Annotated in this window: 14 protein-coding genes; 5 read left to right on the top strand and 9 right to left on the bottom strand. The window is 43.1% G+C overall.

Annotation, left to right across the window (positions count from 1 at the left end; genetic code table 11):
- Window position 1 precedes the first annotated feature (1 nt).
- From AC1RM2_RS01320 to AC1RM2_RS01300, 5 genes are all read left to right on the top strand, one after another.
- Entirely contained in the window at window positions 2-1,147 is a 1,146-nt protein-coding gene (locus tag AC1RM2_RS01320; RefSeq protein WP_492982621.1) for an alanyl-tRNA editing protein, read from the top strand.
- Between the two features lie 1,108 nt (window positions 1,148-2,255).
- Complete coding sequence (locus AC1RM2_RS01315; RefSeq protein ID WP_492982619.1) at window positions 2,256-3,053, top strand: hypothetical protein; 798 nt, start codon at window positions 2,256-2,258, stop codon at window positions 3,051-3,053.
- A gap of 19 nt (window positions 3,054-3,072) precedes the next feature.
- Complete coding sequence (locus tag AC1RM2_RS01310) at window positions 3,073-3,501, top strand: hypothetical protein (RefSeq protein ID WP_492982617.1); 429 nt, start codon at window positions 3,073-3,075, stop codon at window positions 3,499-3,501.
- Window positions 3,502-4,029: 528 nt separating this feature from the next.
- A complete protein-coding gene (locus AC1RM2_RS01305) occupies window positions 4,030-4,278 on the top strand; it encodes a hypothetical protein (RefSeq protein WP_492982615.1) in 249 nt (82 codons plus the stop codon).
- Window positions 4,279-4,399: 121 nt separating this feature from the next.
- A complete protein-coding gene (locus AC1RM2_RS01300; protein ID WP_492982613.1) occupies window positions 4,400-4,951 on the top strand; it encodes a hypothetical protein in 552 nt (183 codons plus the stop codon).
- 445 nt (window positions 4,952-5,396) lie between these two features.
- Here AC1RM2_RS01300 and AC1RM2_RS01295 read toward each other — a convergent pair whose 3' ends face one another.
- The 9 genes from AC1RM2_RS01295 to AC1RM2_RS01255 all read right to left on the bottom strand — a co-directional run bounded on the left by AC1RM2_RS01295 (window position 5,397) and on the right by AC1RM2_RS01255 (window position 20,303).
- The gene (locus AC1RM2_RS01295) at window positions 5,397-6,095 is read right to left on the bottom strand and encodes a hypothetical protein (RefSeq protein WP_492982611.1); all 699 of its coding nucleotides are present in this window, start codon (window positions 6,093-6,095) and stop codon (window positions 5,397-5,399) included.
- A complete protein-coding gene (locus AC1RM2_RS01290) occupies window positions 6,085-9,582 on the bottom strand; it encodes an RICIN domain-containing protein (protein ID WP_492982609.1) in 3,498 nt (1,165 codons plus the stop codon). The genes AC1RM2_RS01295 and AC1RM2_RS01290 overlap by 11 nt, the downstream gene beginning before the upstream one ends.
- A 735-nt stretch (window positions 9,583-10,317) precedes the next feature.
- A complete protein-coding gene (locus AC1RM2_RS01285; protein WP_492982607.1) occupies window positions 10,318-10,716 on the bottom strand; it encodes a response regulator in 399 nt (132 codons plus the stop codon).
- Window positions 10,703-12,151 (bottom strand): sensor histidine kinase, encoded by a 1,449-nt coding sequence (locus tag AC1RM2_RS01280; protein WP_492982605.1) that lies wholly within the window; start codon window positions 12,149-12,151, stop codon window positions 10,703-10,705. The genes AC1RM2_RS01285 and AC1RM2_RS01280 overlap by 14 nt, the downstream gene beginning before the upstream one ends.
- A 116-nt stretch (window positions 12,152-12,267) precedes the next feature.
- On the bottom strand, window positions 12,268-14,325 hold the full coding sequence (locus AC1RM2_RS01275) for a hypothetical protein (RefSeq protein WP_492982603.1): 2,058 nt from the start codon (window positions 14,323-14,325) through the stop codon (window positions 12,268-12,270).
- Between the two features lie 29 nt (window positions 14,326-14,354).
- Entirely contained in the window at window positions 14,355-15,800 is a 1,446-nt protein-coding gene (locus AC1RM2_RS01270; protein WP_492982601.1) for a hypothetical protein, read from the bottom strand.
- A gap of 156 nt (window positions 15,801-15,956) precedes the next feature.
- Window positions 15,957-17,555 (bottom strand): solute:sodium symporter family transporter, encoded by a 1,599-nt coding sequence (locus AC1RM2_RS01265; protein WP_492982599.1) that lies wholly within the window; start codon window positions 17,553-17,555, stop codon window positions 15,957-15,959.
- 8 nt (window positions 17,556-17,563) lie between these two features.
- Window positions 17,564-18,574: a winged helix-turn-helix domain-containing protein gene (locus AC1RM2_RS01260; protein WP_492982597.1), complete on the bottom strand. Its 1,011-nt coding sequence runs from the start codon at window positions 18,572-18,574 to the stop codon at window positions 17,564-17,566.
- A gap of 76 nt (window positions 18,575-18,650) precedes the next feature.
- Window positions 18,651-20,303 (bottom strand): RagB/SusD family nutrient uptake outer membrane protein, encoded by a 1,653-nt coding sequence (locus AC1RM2_RS01255; protein WP_492982595.1) that lies wholly within the window; start codon window positions 20,301-20,303, stop codon window positions 18,651-18,653.
- Window positions 20,304-20,307 lie beyond the last annotated feature (4 nt).

The raw sequence follows: 20,307 nt of genomic DNA, 5'->3' as shown, positions 1-20,307 counted from the left end.
TATGACAACACTTGATTATTTGATAGACAACTATCAGAAAACTTCCTATAGCCGGGTGATCGATACAGATATAGCATCGGGCGCTATTTTACTCGACCACACACCGGTACATCCGCAGGGCGGCCACCAGGCAAGCGATAAAGCCGTTATTTACTTTGATGGCGAACAATATGAAGTTAAGGAAGCGAAAAATAAGGAAGGATCGGTCTGGCATTATCTAAATGAACCTAAAGCAGCATCGCTCATTTTGCCGGGTATGGATGTACAGATTTCAGTTGACTGGAAACGCCGACTTGAACTGATGCGCTTACATACCTGCCAACATCTGGTATCGGCTCTTGCTTTTCAGTTGTTCGGGTTCGAAACTATTGATCTGGCAATAGAAGAACAGGGGTGTTCCTTGAAATTTCAACGCGCAATTACGCCAACGGAGGTAATCGCTATCGAAAAAACAATGTTAGCTGTAATTGCTGACGATTTGGTGGTTCAGCGGATCAACGAGAATGGAAGATACCTGGTAAAAATAGGAGAGGTAGATCAGCGTTATTGCGGCTGTACGCATGTTCGCTCATTGAGCGAGATCCGACATTTCCGGGTAATATGGCTGAAAGGCGAACGTGTTTTTTTCGTAGCTGGAACTACTGCTGCTGACGCGATGACGGAAAGGCAGGCCGCCTGGCTAGCCGTTCAACACGAGTTTCCTGATAAGATCAACGACTTGCGGGGGTATGTTGATATTGTGAGGGCGAATATAGCTAAACTCGATGAATACAAAAAAATGGTCGCCACGCAAGGGCTTGCCTTATTGAATTTCGAATTGCTTCAACGACCAGTTTACAAGGGTATACGTGTTGTCGACCGCCCGGAATTGACTATTCACCAGGTACGCGCAGTAATATCCCCTTATCTTAGAAATAAGAAGCAGTTGGTTGTAGTACGTTGTATGAATAGTACCATTGTGGTATTCAGTTCACTGATCTGCCGTCCAGCTGGGAATGTTATCGGTATTCTGAAAGTTAGAGACGAGCATTTCAAAGGCGGCGGCGGTGATCAATTTGCGCAGGGGGGTCCTTGGACAGCGTCGCTTGAAGGTTTAGAGCGCGTTATTCAAAGTGCTTTCTTGGAAGTGTCAGCCTATTGTGACTAAGCAAAAAGAAGATTTAAATTGTAGTTTACCCCCTTTCCTGCCCGATGGGGAAACCGAAAGATCTCCTAACCGATGCTGAAGCGCTGCGCATTCGTCACGCAGGTTTGGCGCGGCGCGCGCGCCCGGGCTGGACAGCTGCTTATGATTTGATTATTTAATAATTTAAGTGCTGGCAGTTCATTTGAATAGAATATGCTATGGTCTCTTTCAAGATGCTTGGCTAAAACCATCTATGGATCAAATATTTCCAAAAAACCGCCCTATTTCAATCAATTCGTCCACAAAACGGTGCGGATTCTACGCCGTTATCGAACCATAGCCACAGTTATCCATCTAACTTATTCTTTCTCTCTTTGTAGACTGCTCGAATGATACTCAAAATACCCTCTGAATGTTCAAATGGAGTACCTTGATCCCCGCAAGAATTACAAGACAATTGTTCGTCGAATGCTTTTTTCGTTTTTTTTGTATTATGCTGATCATTAATGATTTGAATAGGAGTAAATAAACAATCATTTATGTGCAATAATGATTTAAACCGAAAATTAGAGCTATATTTCTTTTAATCGATCATAAAATCAAACGGGGTTTAGGGGATTCGAACACGTTTTAATTTACAAGCGGTTCTTGCCCTGACAGACATGCGGAGCCCTTAACACGCCATACCGTGTAGCACGAACAAATCCATTTTTAATTAGTTTCTAATACTCTTGATTTTTAACAATTTCCGATAAATGGCCTATTGGATAAACCAATTTCGTTGACCCATATTTGCCAATTCACTTTATTTCACTAAAAGCTACAGGATAAGCACTAAAGGTGGTCAGTATAAAAACGGTCAACTGGGGTCAGTTATCTGTGGTTTATCCACCCTTTACACCAAATCGAAAAACATTCAATTTCGTTCACAACCTACCTACTTAGTCATCGCTGTTTTTTTCCCAATATGAGCCGATGTCTTTACGATTCGGAAATTGGCAATAAATAAGGGTTTACTGATCTTTAATATTTATTCCTTTTTAGTAGTTTATCAATCTTAAAAAACGTTAAAAAAAAGTATTTTTGATTTGTATTTTATTGTGTTATTGATATTTAACCTTTACTGATCATGCAAGCAAAAATTTTAAAATGGGCTGCGCAATATTCAAAATTGATTGCAGTTCTTTCTGCAGTAGTATTATTAGCCTCGTGGTTAGTCGAGAAGTTCATTGTTGAAAAGTTACACGAAACACAAGAACAACTAGTGGCACTAAAGTCTGCGAAAATTAATGCACAACGACAGTTTCACGTCGAGAGTAAATTGCTGGAGGTTTATCAAATTTCCAACTCTGCAAGCTCCTACGCACTACTTGCATTAGGAAAGGACAAGATTAACAAGCAAGATGAAGTTGTACGAATTGCAGATAGACTTACGCGCATAGACGTGACAAAGGAATTTCTTACTTCTTTCTTGATGTATATCGGAGTAAACAATTCTGACATTGCGAAAATTGATCCACCGGATGCTATTCGTGAAAAAGTAAAAAACAATTATAATAAGGTCCAACAATTGCAAAACCGATTTTCAGAATTGGAAAGTGCTTACAAGACTTCCCAAAAGAATATTATCGGATCATCCGACAATATAAATCCTAATACTATCACGGCGGACCAAATACAGTCTTTAGATAGAGCTGTAGAAGATTTTAGAAAGCAAGTGGACAATGAGGTCGCAGCCCGAATGCCCGATGCATTGAACGATTCATTTAGGACATTCGATGAATTGTTTAGTTTCGCCGAATCAAAGATCAAACGTTTTGAAACTTATAACTCCCTCGCTAAAATTACCCAGCTAATTTTATTTGTCATCGGCTCGATTCTAGCGATTTATGGTAGTTATGCAGAGGCTGTTTATGGCAAAAAATAGGTAACCTTACTCCGAGCACATGTTTGCCGCCATTCAACAGCAGGAAATGAACGCATTGGATTTTTTAGCGGCGTTCATAAATGATATACGACGGTTCAACGAGCGGGCGGTGGCACCAGATCCAGAAACAGGCCGCATCGTCAAAACGGGCGATGCCAGTCAGGCTCATTTAAATTATTTTAATCAGATACAAATTGTGCAGGACGACACCGCAACCAATTATTGCATGTTTTGCCGCCGTAACACACATGCTGATTTCGCTATGTACCGTGAAATCGAACTGATCGTGAACAAGCTGGTACATATGTTTGGTCCGGATTCCAATGGAAATGGAAACTACGACCTAAAAACAGAGCGTGATATCATTGTCCTGAGGGAGTGGAATCTGTCTAAAGTAAATCTCTTGCTACAGACTCATAACGGTCTGTTGGCGCTGTTTTTATTCTGAGTGAGATTTGATCTATTAAACACATAAATAAGAAGTTTGAAGCCATTATTCTTGGCCATCGTTGCCGTTGGCTGTACTGCTCATATACACGATTGTGCTCAAATAAGGAAATATCCGGTACGATGGTCAATATGAAATTAAATTATTAATCATATGTTCCCTATCTACGCAAATAGGCTGCGCAATGGCATTTTATTTTTGTGCTGTTAAGTCAAAGCATCCAAAAATTAAAGTGATATACTTAAGTTTAAATTAGGAACTTGACCTTACAAGCTCGAAGAAATGGTACTTTAAAATAAAAAGCTCAAAATGAAAATGCACACATTTCGTTGGTTTTTGCCAACATCAATCAGAAGCAGAACAAACTATTTTGAATTTGACATAACAAAAGACTGCGAGGTTTTTCTAACCCAGCCGTTATACTATAACAGAGCAGTAAAATTCGATAGTCAGTATAGCCTTGACTAGGCTTTTACTGAACAAATAAAACAGGTCTCCATAAGGATCCATCCCTTTACAAGTGCACCAATGAGTAATACGCATGAAGCAAATGCGATTATGTCGAAAGAAATTGGAAGCTTTCCTGATTTCGACCATATTATTCATAGAGGGAATTTGAGGCGTGCAAAGGGTTTAGTCATTGTTGAAATAATGTTTGAAGGGGAATATACTTATACACAAAATTTAAAGACTGACGAGGAAACTGATATTGAAAAGATGTTGAACTGGAACATGGATTTTGAAGATATGAAGCGTAAAATGATCTCTTGCCAGTGATATTTGTTCATTCTTTCTTTTAGGGCTTCATATCACGTACCCGACCCATTCCAATTCACATGAATCTCATAAACCCCAATCAAGCGGGTTATTATCCTTTGCCAGGGATGGAGAGTATATCATGGACGAGCATTCTGATATTTTTTCTTATCCATTATTGTTGGAGGAAAAAAGGGTAGAGGCTTTGAAAACTGTTTTGCCGCAAATTGCCCAAGTCTGGCACAAAAATATTTGGTCGTTTTACCGTTTTTTAAAGGGTGTTCGCTCGGACTATATAAAAATTGATAATTTCTTAGATTTAGTCTTCACCCTGGAGAGTTTTTACGATAACAACACTTCCACAGAGATTATGAAATTGGTGTCATCCGTTATTGTTGCGGAAAATAAAGCAGACGCAAAAAGAATACAGGAATTGCTCACCTATTGTTTTAGGATACGGAACGAAGTAGCGCACGGCGGTACAAACTATAGGCTATATGATTACGTACCCAAAAAGCCAAGCGAACCGCAAGATGAACTATTGGTTGTTCAATTGTATTGGGATCTTAAAAACCTCAATCTTCAATTGCTTTACCACGGAATCCTCAAAATATTAAATAATAAGCATTCAATGCCACCCACGGCGATTCGATTTGGTATCTCTGATATAAGCGACAAATGTATTCTATTATAAGTTTCAAGATTTTTGGTTCGGAGCATCATCTCGATCAAGAATTTTTGAAAAACGGCCTATTTCAATTAATTCTTCCACAAAAAGGTGCGGATTCTGCACCGTCATCCACCCGAAATTTTAAAGGTCGTCTGAAAAGATGACCTTTTTTTGTTATCGCCATGGTAACCACATAGAAGGCTATCCGAAAAGATGAGGCAGTAGCTTGAAAGTGTCTTATTTTCTGTGTATTATGATTTAAAGAGTGCTGAAATATACACGCACGCTGTTAAATGTAGATCACGTAAGCATAACCCGAAATAGAGTTACAAAAACGTGATCAGCCCTTATTTCAGACTTTATTACATTTGATGCCGGCGCAGGTGAAGTTTCAGATATCGCGACAATATTGCATCTTGAGCCTGTTTTTTGAAATATTAAATTTTGCCCGATTATTAGAAATTAACACTCAGTTCACTTTAAATTGGAATATGCCGGAATCGGAGGTGTTGCCGTTGGTATCTTTGGTTACAATTTTCCAATAATATAGAGATCCTGATATTACGCTAACATTATTATAGAAACTATTGGTAACGTTGCTTTTTAACACCGCCGGCGATGTACTGGTGCCAAAATATACATCATAGCCTGTAATATTACCACCTACCGAACTGCCTTTCCAGCTCAGGTTAACAGTACCCGCCGAGGCCGTAACATTTTGCCCAAAAGCAGGGGCAACAACATCTGCCGGGTAAGGCGCATAGGTTACTGTACCCGCACCAGCGTTATAAAATTTCCAGGTATCGCTTTGTGCCGTAGCAGCCGACTTGCTTGATTTGGATACGATATACCACGAATAAGGCGTGTTTCTGGATAGGGTTATTTGCAGTTGTGTGGTACTGGTTGTTTGTGAGGTGGTAGCCCCGGTTAAAAGATTTTTGAGGTTTAAATCATAACTATCGGCATTGTTTGAAGCCGCCCAGGTAAACAAAACAGAACTTTGGGTAGCCGAAATAATTGTTCCGCTTGTGCAGGCCTCATTTTGGTTAGGAAACGTCAACACTGCCTTACCTGGCGTTAAATCCGGGGGAGGAGGCGTGGGAGAATTCTTTTTCCCGCAGCCTGTCGCCACTAAAAACAACACCGCTATTAATAATCTATTTTTCATTTTTTATTATTTTATAAAGCGTTTCTGAATTATCTAATGAAACCTTAAGGATATATACACCCTTTGCAAGACCGGACAAATCTAAAGAAATGATGCCCGATTGATTTAAATATTGCTTAGCATAAAGCATCTGCCCGGTTTTTACATTACTGATTTGAACAACGGCCTTGTTAACAACATCATTACCAATACTCAGGTTTAACGTGCTTTCAAAAGGGTTGGGATATACCAACACCTTGTTTGAAACGACGATGTCCTTTTGTATAATGCCCTGGCAATCCTTATCGGTAGTAACGGTAAGCTTATTCATTCCTTTTGAAAGGGGCAGGGTTAGCTGATTATCTGTTGTAGGGTATAACACACCGTTTAAATTTACCATGTAGGTGGTGCCGCCCTGCAAATTTAAACTTACACTATTGGCGCCTGTGTTTACCGTTGAATAAACCGATAGGTCTTTCGGCTCGGCAACTACCACGTTGTCACATTGCAGATTGTCTGTTTTTCCTGCTATCGTTATGCAAACAGCATAACTGCCGGCCGATAAATTTTGCACCTGCAGCGAATCTGTAAATGGATAGGGTGTGGTTACATTATGCGCGGTAATATTGGCGGTATAATTTAAAGATCTGGCCGCTTTGATGTTGATTTGCCCGTTATTTTTCCCTTTACAGCTTGCGCTGGTTACCGATATACTAAAGTTTGTTACCGGCAGCGTTACTGTTAATGTTTGGGTAACAGGGGTTGCCGCGGTATAGATGTTGTTACCCTGCTGCGATGCGGTAATTGTACTTGTGCCCGGGCCGGCTACATGTATTTTCCCGTTAACTATAGTCGCAACGGTGGTATCGCTGCTTGTGTAATTTACCGGTAAGCCCGAACTTGCCGTAGCGCCGGCATCAAAATCTGCGTCGCCCGTTTTTTTCCGGGGAATGGCGTTAAACGTAATGGTTTGTAGCCCTCCTGTCAGCTGGGTAATTTCGCCGGCAGACAAGGCGTAGTTGTACACCCTGAAATCGTCGATAGTACCATTGAACAATGGATCGGCGTATTGACTGCGGCCAATGTAGTTCAATATTGGTTTAAAATCCAACGGACGAATGGTGATAGCAGTAGAAGTAGCCACCTGTACGCCATCTACATATATAATTACGCCCGCCGTATCTAAGGTTACCGCCACATGGCTCCATTTGCCCGAAGGCAATGCCGGTGCTTCCAGGCTTTGCTCTGCCCCGCCATTTTTAATGCCAAAATGTAGTCCTGCCCCTGAATTCGGCGTTAAAAACAGGGATTGATCCTCACCATTCCCAAAATCAAAGATGCGTTGCCAGGCGGCACCGCCGTTCCAATATACCCACGCGGCAACAGTGATACTTTTCTGATTTGCCAAAGTTGCAGGTAGCTGTACAAAAGTATTTGTACCATTGAGCGCAATTGCCTGTTTGCCAACCTTTCCCGCAGCAAATGAAACGTCGCCAAACGATGCTCCGTGGTTTAAATTAATTGAGCTATCGCGGGTATTTCCTTCGAATTGGAGTTGAGTCACCAGGCTTTTAGCACCTGTAGTAGTAGCTGAAACTTCATTTGAATAAGCCGAAAAATTCAGGGATTTATCCCCCGCCTTGATCTTGTAAAAATACGTTCCGTTTATGGTGGTGGTATTATCCACAAAGGATGTTGAGGTTATGTTACGGGCAATGGTAGTATAAGTACCTCCTGCGGTTTCTGAACGATAGATGTTATATCCTGCTACATCTTGCTCGGGGCTGGCAGTCCAATTCAACAGCACAGATTCGGCGTTTGGTTTGGCAGCAAAATTAGTTGGGGTAGTTGGTGCAACAAATTCAACCGCAGCACCAACCGGCAGAAAACGCCATTGTTGGTTGGTGCCCCCATTTTTATCCCATTGGCAAATGTTTGCCCCATCTGCAGTGCTGCCATTAAATACATCAATACATTTTGCACTCTGGCGGCTACGGATATAAAACCAGCCATCCTGGGCATATTCCAGGTACCATTGCTGGGCACCGTTTTTATTATCATCCCATGCGTCGATGGTGGCACCATTTTCAAGTGAAAAGTTTAAAAGGTCGGCCGCTTTCCTGCTGTTTACATTAATAAAGCTAAAGTAACTGAAATCGCCCCCTATTCTTGAATCAACCGGGGTTACATCCCATTGCTGATAAGCCGCCCCGGAGGTAGTGCCCTGTACCAGGTTTGTACCTGCTGCTGTAGCACCACCTGCAACTTGAAGTACTTTACCGCTATTGCGGTTCACCAACACGTAACGCCCGCTAATAACAGGTTGAATATCTTCGCCCCATGTTATATTTACCACTCTTTCGGCATTGGTTTGTCCATTCTGGTAACTGCCGGCAGCGCCGCCGGGCATTACCATGGTGTATTCCCGTTGCGGACCGACGCCATTGTAGTACACATCTTTATCCTTAGAAACAAAACGATAGGTGGTGGTAACCCCTTGCCGTTCAGACATCCCGGCGAAGGCTTGTACCTTGCCATCAAGGCCCCGGTAAACCGATGCTGCAGTCCAGTTTGGGCGGTGTTCGGCATATCCAAGCCGCACGCCATCGCTGGCTTTTACAAACTCGCCACGGGCCAGTTCTGCGGTGCCCCACCAAATACCGGCTTGCATACCATATTCAACACCAACCATCGCTTCCATTACATTGTGCAATTCATCGTTAGTGGCATAATGGGAGTTTGCCCTTACGGTTTGCTGAAAAGAGGCATAGTTATCAAAACTCCCGGCAAGCTGGTGGGTATTTCCTTCGTCTAATCTATCCTTTAAAGGGATGTACCAGGTTAAGGCCTGGTCGTCATTAAGCGTGTTGCCCCCGCTGATACGAATGTTGGCAAAGCGCGAATTGCCCTTCAACAAGCCTGCAATATTATAAAAATCGGTAACCGTACCTTGTGTACTCGATGGGTTATCGGGCTCGTTAAATGGCGAAACGGTAACTACGGTGCGTCCTGCTTCCTGGTGCCGCCGGGTAGTTACGTCTATCAGTTGCGCCCAATTTGTGGCATTGCCTGCAAACGAGGGGGCAACGGTGGGGTTATCGTCATTTAACACCACTTTGGTATTGGGCCCCAACCAGGTATTAATGATACTTATTCGTTTATTCAGCGTGGCGAGCTCTGCGGGCGCAAGGTCGCCATTTATTAATGCGGATGTTGGCGTGAACGAAGACCGCACCAGGCCTACCCGGTCGGCACCCATGAAGGCAACTCCACGTCTCACGTTTTCTTCGCTCAGCCAGGCCAAATCTAATCCAAACGTAATCGGTTTGGAAACACCTGCGGCTGCTACGCCAAATGATACTGTCCTATCCGGAACAGGCTGGGCAACAAAGTAGTTACTTGCACTTGTGGTTTGTGCAGAAGCGGACGAGGAAGCCATCATGACCAAAGCCGACAGCCCTAACTTGCACAAGCTATTCAACTTAAAAACAGCAGTTTTAATTTTCACAGTATTTTTTATTTAGATGTTTATCAGTGAATAGAAACAGGAAATCCAAATCAACAATGGTGCTTCAGTACATGACAAAGGCAACAGACCGTTGGTTTTTTAACCCCAGCGATGGTTTGGCGGTTCTGAATATCTGTTTTATTATATGATTGCATATAAGACCAGATTATGAATAAAAGGGTGAACGGCCTTATGAGCTTTGTGCTCATGTTGGTGTTTTTAACTATAAGTGCCCGGATGGCTTTTTACTTCTCATTTCATTGAAGGGGTGCAGCTGGCATTGAGCACAAAGGCTGAGAGGGGTTTCAGCGCGCGATTATCAAACGTGCGCCTGAACATTTGATTTAACCATGCCTCCTCCTTCCGCCGGCTACCGTGTGTACACAGTTTTTTAACAAACGAAAATGTCATACAATAACGTTTTGGACGGAAGGAGTGGGGTGCGAAAGAGACGTTCTGTCTTGTTTCGATACAGGATACTGAAAACATAGATTAAGAGGGGTTAATAATCGTCCTGCTATCATCCGTTGATACAAGGCCCGCATGGCAACTAAACGCAATTTTTGCGGTGTGGTCATAAAAGTCCGGTTGATAAGATGCGAGTTCGATGTATCATCGGTAATATTCTTGCCTATTTAATAGAATGTAAATAGGGGAGGGCAATATCATAAAATGCAGCACTTTTTTCTGCTGTCCGCTTACCTCATTCAAAACGTCGTTTCACGCAACAGTTGATCACCTCCCGGCGCCGTTGCGCATCTCAATCAGGTTGTCATTGGTGATCGGTTTGATATAAAAGTTGGCAACCTCCTGGTAACTCGCGGCTTTCAGCCGGTCTGTCTGGTCGATAGAAGAACTGATGATGTAAATCGTTATTTTTTCGGGCAAATCGAATTTGATAAACTCGTCAAGGAACTGCCATCCGTCAAGCACGGGCATGTTGATATCCAGCAGGATTACTGAAGGCATGTTCTCCATGGTTTTTATCGCCGATTTTAAATAATCCAGCGCCTGATCGCCGGCATTAAAAACGAGCAGGCGCTCACAAAAATTTACCAGGCGCATTTGTTTGGAAATCAAAAAAGTGAATATGTTATCGTCATCGATCAGACAGGCGATATCAATTTTTTTCATGCATAAGGAGGGTAAACTGAATAAAAAAGGAAGTGCCAACGCCGGGCTGGCTCTCTGCCCAAATCCTACCGCCCATCGCTTCCACCTGGTTTTTTACCAGGAAAAGCCCCATACCCCTGGCATCGGGATGGCGGTGAAAGGTTTTATACATACCAAAAAGCTTGTGACCATGCAGGGCAAGATCGATTCCTAAACCGTTATCCGCGATGATAAGCAATGGCACTCCATCACTCAGGGTGGCGCTTATCCTTATTTCGGGCCGGCGCTCCGGATGCTGATATTTAAGGCTATTGCCTATCAGGTTAACCAGTACACTCTCCAGGTAAGCTGGATTAAACACAACCGTGATTCCGTCATCCAGATCTTTAATTATGTTCGCATCACTTGCGCGGATAGAGGCAGACAGGATATTTAGCCCTCTTTCTATTTCATGTGCCAGATCGATTCTTACCCTTGTGTCTGCACTGCTCTCCTGAACCTTCACCACCTCGTTCAAATGCGCCAGGGTCTCCAGCAGGTTGGCAGCATTCCCGTCAAGCATTTGCACCAGAGTCTCCTTTTCTGTCGGGTCTGTTTCTTCCAGGATCATGCTTGTCAGCATCCGGATATTGCCGGAATGCGAACGGAGGTTATGCGATACGATATGCGCGAAATTCAGGAGCCGGTCGTTTTGGCGGCGAATGATCTCCATGCTGTTTTTTTGGTCGGTAATATCTTTAATTTGCGAAACGAAGTAAAGGGGTTCACCACTCTCGCTTCTTACCAGCGAAACACTCAACAGAGCCCATATGATACGGCCATCTGCATGGTAATACCTTTTTTCCATAGTATAGGAGCCGATGTCACCTGCAACAAGTAAATTGAGGTGCTCGAGGTCGCTTTCCAGGTCTGCCGGATAAGTGAAATCCTGAAAAGTGTGACCGAGGAATTCCGGTTCTGTATAACCAAAAAGTTGGCACAGGCTGGTGTTCACCTTTATCCAGCCCCCGGTGAGCGATACCAGCGCCATCCCGATGGGCGCATGATCAAACGCTTTGGAGAAGCGTTGTTCCCTTTCTTCCAGGGCCATAGCCTGCAGGCGCCTGTCTGTAATGTCCGTCAGTGTGCCATAAAGGTGCGTGCAGTGGCCATCGGCCGATTCTGCCTGTACGCGCACTTCCACCCATTTTTGCGTGTTTTTCGCGGTGAGTACTTCCAGTTCGCCCTTTTCCGGCAGCCCCGAAACAGTCGCTTTATCTATTAAGGCCCTCACCTTCGCTGGTTCCCGGTAAAAAAGCATGACATCCTCAATCGAGCCATCATAATCATCGTCGACCTCCATAATCTGGAAGATGATCTTATTCCAGTAAAATGTACCCTCCAGGAAATTGCGCTCCCAGATTCCCAGCCCCGCTAACGAGGCCGCATTTTGATAAAGTTCTGATTTTGTCTGCATCCGAATACTTTCCTGTCGCTATTCCATCACAAGATAAGCATACAAAGCATAGTACGAAATTATATTGTGAGCCGACCCTGTAAACCGCTTTAAAATATTTGTGCAAAATCAGCAAACTATATTTGGACATGCGCAGTTTCTCCGTTTCGAATAACATAAGCATGGCTGCTCTTTCCTTGAAGGATAGATATTTCTATTTTTCCATATCTTTTTTTTGCAACCTTTAAATCAAATTCTGTCCCAAAGGCATGAATATTATTTAACGCCATCTTTTTCCAGTTTTTGGGCAACCTGGGGGTACAGTTGAATTTATTTAGCCCGCTGGGTCTGATTCCAAATAAGCCTTCAATAAAAATCCGGCAGTATAAGCCGCTTTCTGCCGATAAGTGCCTTTGATTGCCTTCGGGGTAGGCTTCAACAGGGTAGGGAACGTGCTCGCCTAAAAGCCTTCTGCGTGAATAATAATGTAAAAATGTAAGTGCTTTACTGGTTTCACCAGCCTGCAAAACTCCCCGTAATGCATATAGGGTAGAGCGATCCCAGAAAGTATCTTTTCCCTGTTCGGTAGCTAAACCATCGGCTGTCCATAGCTGTGGGGAAAATAGTGCATTGATGGTGCCTTTACTCCGGTCAAAAATTCCCATGGCCAGGGGCATGCAGATCCAGGCGCGTAAAGTATTGTTAGTTTCATAATACCTGTATGTTTTGTAATTATCAACCGTTGCCCCAAAGTATTGCTCAATATTTGTTTTTAACCGGGCAGCCTCCTGGTTATAGCCGGCAGCTATTTTGTTTGGCAGATGAAGTTGCTCACTTAGAAAAGCAGCGGAGATCAATGCATCATAATATAAACAGTTGGTAGATAAATTGGCTTTACCGGCAGGAAACCGCCCTTCCAGTTCATCTGCATCGGATGTTACTACACCTTGCTGGTTGATGTGCCTGCGGCTGTATTCCAGGCACCAGGTTATTAAGGGCCTCAGTTTTTTGGCCGAATCAATGTTTCCATAAGTAAGCGCGTATCTTGATGCGCCATAGGCAATCATGGCCTGGTCGCCGCGGTCGCCAGCACCATTCCACGTAGTATCGCCTTCGGCAACTATGGAGCTTGGTATCGGTTTATACTGCGGATTCATATAACGGGCAAATAACCGGTAACAATTCATGGCCGATAAGTTTCCTATTCTATCGCCCGAAAAAGCAAAATAGGGACTAACGTACTCTGCCTGGTCATTGGCCCAGATAGCAGCATAGTAGGATAGGCCACCCGGTCCGTGCATATAGCCGCTTTTGGTTTTAAAAATGCTTTCTGTAGCGCGTATTTTGGCAAAGGCAAATTCGGTATTTAGTATGCTATCCGGTGTTTGCAATTGCAGGGGCTTCATGATTTCCGCTATCCGTTTTTCTCTGGCCTTTTCTTCCAGATCAGGATTCACCGGCGCTAAGGTATCAGGATGGTCGGTGGCAAGAAAGCAAATCGAAAAGGTGAAAGATTTACCAGGCTGCAATACATGGTTACCGTCATTAACCGATTTAATGATGACGGTATGCGGCGATGATTTGCTGGTAAGTGGATCTGTTGTTATCTCCCGTTTTAACTTTTCCATCGAAACTGTTACCGGTTTAGTGCTAACGTTGGTCAGCTTAAATCTTTCTATGGCTAATGGTTTATCTACAGAAGGAAACAGGCTCCGCTCAATATTTACCAGTCTACCCCCGGCTTGGGCGGATATGCGCATGATGCCGCGCTGGCTGATACTTTTCACCTTCAGGTGTATATCATCGGCCGCTACACCCTGGGTGGCATTATTAATTGTCAGCAGTTTATTATCGATATAGATATGGGGCAGTTCATTATCCTGAAAGGTGTGTGCTATATGGCTTCGGGTATCATCGGGCAGCATCCTGAAGGTAGGGAAAACCACCGTGCGGGTAACATTAGCTAAACCAGGCGTATCTACGCGGTAGCCAACCCAAAGGGAAACCTTTTCGCCCGACATTTCGATATGGTCTGCATGCGGAAGCCTGCTATCTATTTTCCAGGATATGCCGCCGTTTTTTTGGATGGTCCACCTGTCATTTTGTACTGGTAAATTTTGTTGCTGTGCATAGATTGTTAAATGAGCAAACAGGATAACTAAAATTGAAAAAAACAATTTTTTTGAAAATTTCATAAACGTGGACGATGGAAATTGCGATAAGATTAATATACTTTAATGTTTACTTTTTTACCTGGTGTTACGGTTGTTTCTACAAAAGATATCATCCTGTTTTGGTCATCAGTTCCTTTTTTTGAGGTAACAACATTTCCATTGATATTAGCCCGTTTAAATGAACCATAAAACATCGCTTTCCATTTAAATGGTTGTTTCCCTGTATTAGTAATCGTTGATTGTTGCCTGTTTATATGTGCCAAACTGATACTGGTGTTTAAAAGAGATAAGTGATCAACGGAAGCGTTGCCTGTACCGTTAGTTTTGTAAATGGTGCCCAGCGTTTTGGTTCGCGCATCGGGAGCAATGCCCATTAAGCCCTGCATAACTCCTTCAATTACACCATAGGATACTTCGGGATATTCACGCCTTGCTGTTGATGGGTTAGATAGGAATACGATATATTCCCTTGCCTTTTCCCACTCACCAAATTTATAAAGCAGGTAAGGATAGTAGGACATGTTTTCAACGTTCCACCGTGAAGCAGCTACACGTTTAATGGTTTTATTTGCTCTCACAGTATCTTTCAAAGCATCAAACCAAAGCAGGAAAGTTTCTCCTTCCTGCATACCAAATTGGTTGCTGTTGCTGTAGTAGGTATAATACTGGTTATCTTTTTCGTTCCACCAGTCGGCCTCCAGGTGTTTCCTGTATTGTTGAGCTTTTTGCGCATAAAGTGCCGCTTCTTTAAGCTTTCCTCTTGTTGCCAAAATTTCCGAATAGGTAAGCATGCCCCGGTAGAGGGCTGCAACGAGGTCGGCGCCGGTTTTTAAATTAGGTACACCTTCGGAGTAAGAAGGTAATCCGCGGCACCTGTGAAAATTATCGTTTTCGTTATAAGGCGCCGGCGCATTAGGATGGGCGGGCCTTTTGAGCAAAGAATCGGGATAAAGTACCCAGGCGTCTATATATTCCTTTACCGTTTTTTGCTGAAAATTAACAAAAGCGGGAGCGTTAATATAATGGCTGTCCCCGGTCCAAAGGTACATCCGCCAGCTTGCATATAAAATGTCGAAATTGGCAGGCAGGTTATACCAAAATTCCTTATCGTTCCGGTAGTCATCGGGTGCCGGCTTTGCCCATTTGTTAATTTCCCAATAGGTACACCAGTCTTTTGACTGGGATATATTAGCCGCAAACAGGTTAAACATATTGGTATTTTGGCGGCTCAATCCTAATATCTCGGCGCCGATGCATTGGTGCGATACATCGCGCATACAAAATGCTGATCTGGGCGGAAGGGCGGATTCATACCAGGGGCCAACGGGATCGGTATCAGCACCTTTATAATGTAGTGCTGTTTCTTTGGCCCAGTTGAATGACTGTACAAGTTCTTTATCAGATGAGTTAAAAGTGACCTCCTTTTCCTGGGCGATAGTTTTATAGCCTGTAAAAAGGAATAGGATTAAAGCTGCTTTGTATTTAAGCAAAACCATGTTGTGTAAGTTATAATTATCAAGTTAAATGAATTGGTAAACTAAATTTGAACTTGTATGATCGCCATTTGATCATCGAATAAAACTCCGTCTGTTTGGAAAAATTCTATTCTGTTCTATTCTATAAAATTATTAAATATTTTTATCGTGCCAAAATTATTTTGCAAGAATAAGCGGTGAAAAAAGAACAAATAATGCAATCATAAGTACAAGCAATATCACGGTATAATAATGCCGGTTTTTCCAGGGCTTTATATCTACCGCATTATTAAGCTTTAGTGTATACGGAACGGGCATGGGGTATAATTTGCCTATAACCAGCATAATACCACAGGTAACCACAAATAAAATAGCCAGGATGTGGAGAAAGTGGATATGCGTATCAAAAACTAACTGCGAAAGGGCATAGCATACAATAAAAAAGATCAGCCCTGTTTTAGCCGCAATCGCCGGGACCTTGGTTGTAACAAAGCCCATAAACATAATGGTAAATATGGGCACGTTAAAAAATCCGTTAACTATTTGCACGTAAGTATAAAAGCCATTTTTTACAAACATGATGAGCGGGGCAATAAACATGGCAGCCAGGCAAACCACAATTTCAAATTGCTTGGCTGTTCTTAGTAGCTTTTTTTCGGGTACCTGTTTTGAATGCTTTTGTAGCCAGGGCTTATAAATATTCAGCATAAACAATGTGCTGGAACTGTTAAGGCCCGCATTAAAAGTGGTAAGGGCGGCAACAAATATCACCGCGGCAATAAAGCCAGCAATAAAAGGAGGGGATACCAGGCTGTCCAACCTCGGGAACACCTCGGCGGTATTATGCATTTTTGAAAAAACATGCACTGCTATAATGCCAGGTATATTTAAAAGCAGGGGCGAGATCAGTTTTCCTAATGAGGCTACGGCTAAACCTTTTTGCGAAGTTTTAAGATCTTTTGATGCAAGCACCTGCTGGATAATATATTGCTCGGTACCCCAGTAATAAAGATTGACCAATAACATGCCGGTGAATAAGGTGCCAAAGGGGATAGCGTCTGACGATGAGCCGATACTATTCAAATGCTCTTTATGCACGCTAAGCAGCTGGTATAAACCTGCCCGGATATCGCCATGTCCTATATATTTTAACCCGAAGAACGGCAACAGGATTCCGCAGGTAAAAAAGCCAATCCCAAGCAGGATATCCAGTTTGGTAATCGCCCTTAACCCACCCAGCATAGAAAAAAGGCAGCCGATTGTTCCCATTATCCAAACCAGGATCAGGATAACCGTTGAGTACTCTATCTTCCAAACGTCCGAAAAGTGAAACAATCCGTTAAAGGCCACGGCCCCCGCGTAAAGCACCGATGGGAGCAGGTTGAATACGTAGCTGACCAAAAATATAACCGAAACCAATTTGCCAACGCCACCCCCATACCTTGCCGTCAAAAAATCGGGTGTGGTTGCTATACCCATTTTAATGTACAGCGGCATAATAAATTCCGATACCAGCAGCATAGCCAATACCGAACTTACGCCCCATGCCATAACGGTCATGTTGTTGGTATAAGTCAGTTCGTTTTCGCCAATAATAGAAGCTGTATTGATATTGGTGAACAGCAGGCCGCCGCCAACAAGTAAAAACCCCAGGCTCCTGTTGGCAAAGAATAGACCATTTAATGTACTGACCTTGGATTTGCCAGATTTGTACCAGAAAGCAAAAGCCACTATCACGGTAAAAAATAGAAAGCCGATGATCATGCTGGCGTTCATAACAAAGCCTAAAGCGTATGCCTCTCAAACAGGTTCATAGGAACGGTAAGCTGTATTTTTTCTTTTGATAAAACAGCATGGCCGGCCATTTTTCCCATGTTCGAGAAATCTGCAGAAAAGGTGGTAATCCCGATGATTTCTTTAGCCGGTTCGTCATTGTGAGATAACACGCCCAGGTCTTTACCGGGCTTAAGTTTTTGGGTTTTGCAATCACGCATAATCTGCCATAAGGCAAAGTTATCCAGCGTAAAATATACTTTACCTTTTTCAACCGAACCCGGAAGATATTCTTCCTCTATCCGGCCTTTGATGCTAAATTCTTCCAGAAACTTTTTAAATGAATCTACAATCTCTTTCGGATCTAATGAATTTGCCGAATGATAAAATATAAATTCATCAAACTGTTTTATTTTAGAAGCCAATTTTGAAAAAACAGCATAGGATGCATCGCCAAACTCCTGGGTAATGTGGTTAAACTCTCCATCCAATTGTTCAAAGCGGTCAAACATCAGGAATTTATTACGGGGGATACTTTCCAGTAATTCCTTTGTTTTGGGATGCGGAATAGGGGCTACTACATACATGCCGTATTTGCCTTTTATTTGCAGCAGGATAGTTTCAAATATTTCGATATTACCGTGATGGAAATACGGGGTTAGCTGTACATTTTCGCCCAGTTCGTGCCTGAAATTACGGTAAAATTGCTCTTCAAAAGTATCCAGGTTATACATCAGCAAGGCTACGTTTAAAGTTTGCCCTGTATTGCCGTTGCCTACAAAATACCCTAAACGGTTCTTCGCTTCTACAATTCCGCGGCTAATTAAATCTTTATAGCCTTTCACAATGGTTTCCCTCGAAAAACCAAGCTCTTTAATCAGCCGGTTTACGGATGGCAGCATTTCGTCCTGGCCAATTATTTTTTCATCTATAGAATTAATAATCCCCTGTACAAAGCGGTCATGCTTTGAGTAAGACGGGATTTCTGCCAGCTTCCTTATTTCTTCGAAAATTCTATCCATTGAGTACGTGTAGTTTTAGGCAAAGTAAGCAAAAAAAGGCAGCTGCTTTGCTGCCTTTTTTTAAGGGTAGTATGTTTTAGTTGTAATTGGGGTTTTGTTTTAGGTTAGGATTAATCTGTATCTCCTTGCGGGGGATAGGATAATAATAAAAACTGGGAACCCATGTTCTTTTTTGCATGGTAACTACCTTATAAGTAAAGGAAGTATTGGCAGGCGAGGTTGGTGTAATGATAATACCCAAGCCATCTTTTGAACCGATTTCGGCCATGCCCCAGCGGCGCAGGTCAAAGTATCGGTGCCCTTCAAAACACAGTTCTATTCGTCTTTCATGGCGAATGGCGTCTGTTAAGGCGGCTCCGGTTGCTGTAATTGCCGGCATCCCGGCCCTGTTCCTTATCTTATTCAGGTAAAGTAATGCCTGCCCGCTGTTGCCAAGCGCGGCTTGTGCCTCTGCATAATTTAAATAAATTTCGGCCAAACGGAACGATACCCACTGGCAGGCGCTATAGGGCTGAATATTAAAATTATAGCTTTCATCAACCATTTTCCGCATGGTATACCCTGTTTTCGAAGCATTCCAAGGAGATAAAGAGCTTTCTTTTGAATCGAGGCCGCCTTCATAAAACTGTGCGCCACGCCCCTGAAAAGGTGAGCCGTTAAACAGGATGTCTGCATAAAACCGTGGATCCCTGTTCTGGTAGGGGTTCGCACCGCTGGTAGCCCAGTTAAACGGCGTTCCATCGGCCATATCAAAGTCTTCCACCATCTGCTCCAGTACATTGTAAGCGCTGTAGCCATTGTATCCGTTCGGGCTAAGATCGCGGTAAAGCGTGTTATATCTATCTTCCTGAACGGTTGCGTTGAATACCCTTGAAAATATTACTTCGCTGTTGAAAAAGTCGGTAAAAATGGTGTTATAGGTTGAGGAATTACCATGCAACGAATATTGGCCCAGATCGATAACTGCCTTTGCCGCATCGGAAGCTGCCTGCCACCTGCCTGCATCATTTCCTGTGTTATAAGTAGGGCTTGCCGCATACAGCAACAGGCGCGATTTGAGTGCGAGCGCAGCACCCAGAGTGGCCTTGCCATAATTATCAGTACTGCTATAGCTTTTTGGAAGTATGGCAGCTGCGGCGGCAATATCGGTCAGGATAAAATCTCTTGTCTGGTCCCAGGTGGCCCTTGATTCAGTGAAGGTATTATCATTAGCCGTATAAACTTTGGTGATCAACGGCACCCCGCCGAAACGCTTTAACAACTCAAAATAACATAGCGCTCTTAAAAAGTGAACTTCACCTTTCATATTATTGAGCTGTGCACCATGGCCTACTGTATCCGCCTGTACCACATTTTGAAAAAACTGGTTTGTTTTTTGGATGGTGCTGTACAAGGTTGTCCAATAGTTAAGGGTAGAACTGTAATTTAAAGGGAAAGAACTACCCTGGTTATCTGGAGTAGCCTGCCCCAGCACATAGGTATTTTCATGGCACCAGTTAAAGTTACTGTATAACTCATCTGTTTGAGAGCCCCATCCAAAGCCGCCATCTTTAAATGCAAATACCGATTCTTTATATATCTGGTTAACAAATACCTGGATAAGCGCGGGGTCCGTCCAAACCGTATTGGTCGAGAAGGAGCTGGTTGGCTGCAAGTCGAGTACTTTTTTACAGGAGATGCCTGTACACAGCAGCAGTACTAAACTGAATATATTGACTGTTTTTTTCATTGCG

This window comes from Mucilaginibacter sp. GW822-FHT03E02 (assembly GCF_058801545.1).
The sequence above is the reverse complement of the archived record's forward strand: the minus strand, read 5'-3'. Positions and strand labels throughout refer to the sequence as shown.

Bases quoted from the DNA above. Each gene is read 5' to 3' on its own strand.
- AC1RM2_RS01320 (WP_492982621.1), top strand. From the start codon at position 2: ATGACAACACTTGATTATTTGATAGACAACTATCAGAAAACTTCCTAT.
- AC1RM2_RS01315 (WP_492982619.1), top strand. From the start codon at position 2,256: ATGCAAGCAAAAATTTTAAAATGGGCTGCGCAATATTCAAAATTGATT.
- AC1RM2_RS01310 (WP_492982617.1), top strand. From the start codon at position 3,073: ATGTTTGCCGCCATTCAACAGCAGGAAATGAACGCATTGGATTTTTTA.
- AC1RM2_RS01305 (WP_492982615.1), top strand. From the start codon at position 4,030: ATGAGTAATACGCATGAAGCAAATGCGATTATGTCGAAAGAAATTGGA.
- AC1RM2_RS01300 (WP_492982613.1), top strand. From the start codon at position 4,400: ATGGACGAGCATTCTGATATTTTTTCTTATCCATTATTGTTGGAGGAA.
- AC1RM2_RS01295 (WP_492982611.1), bottom strand. From the start codon at position 6,095: ATGAAAAATAGATTATTAATAGCGGTGTTGTTTTTAGTGGCGACAGGC.
- AC1RM2_RS01285 (WP_492982607.1), bottom strand. From the start codon at position 10,716: ATGAAAAAAATTGATATCGCCTGTCTGATCGATGACGATAACATATTC.
- AC1RM2_RS01280 (WP_492982605.1), bottom strand. From the start codon at position 12,151: ATGCAGACAAAATCAGAACTTTATCAAAATGCGGCCTCGTTAGCGGGG.
- AC1RM2_RS01275 (WP_492982603.1), bottom strand. From the start codon at position 14,325: ATGAAATTTTCAAAAAAATTGTTTTTTTCAATTTTAGTTATCCTGTTT.
- AC1RM2_RS01270 (WP_492982601.1), bottom strand. From the start codon at position 15,800: ATGGTTTTGCTTAAATACAAAGCAGCTTTAATCCTATTCCTTTTTACA.
- AC1RM2_RS01265 (WP_492982599.1), bottom strand. From the start codon at position 17,555: ATGAACGCCAGCATGATCATCGGCTTTCTATTTTTTACCGTGATAGTG.
- AC1RM2_RS01260 (WP_492982597.1), bottom strand. From the start codon at position 18,574: ATGGATAGAATTTTCGAAGAAATAAGGAAGCTGGCAGAAATCCCGTCT.
- AC1RM2_RS01255 (WP_492982595.1), bottom strand. From the start codon at position 20,303: ATGAAAAAAACAGTCAATATATTCAGTTTAGTACTGCTGCTGTGTACA.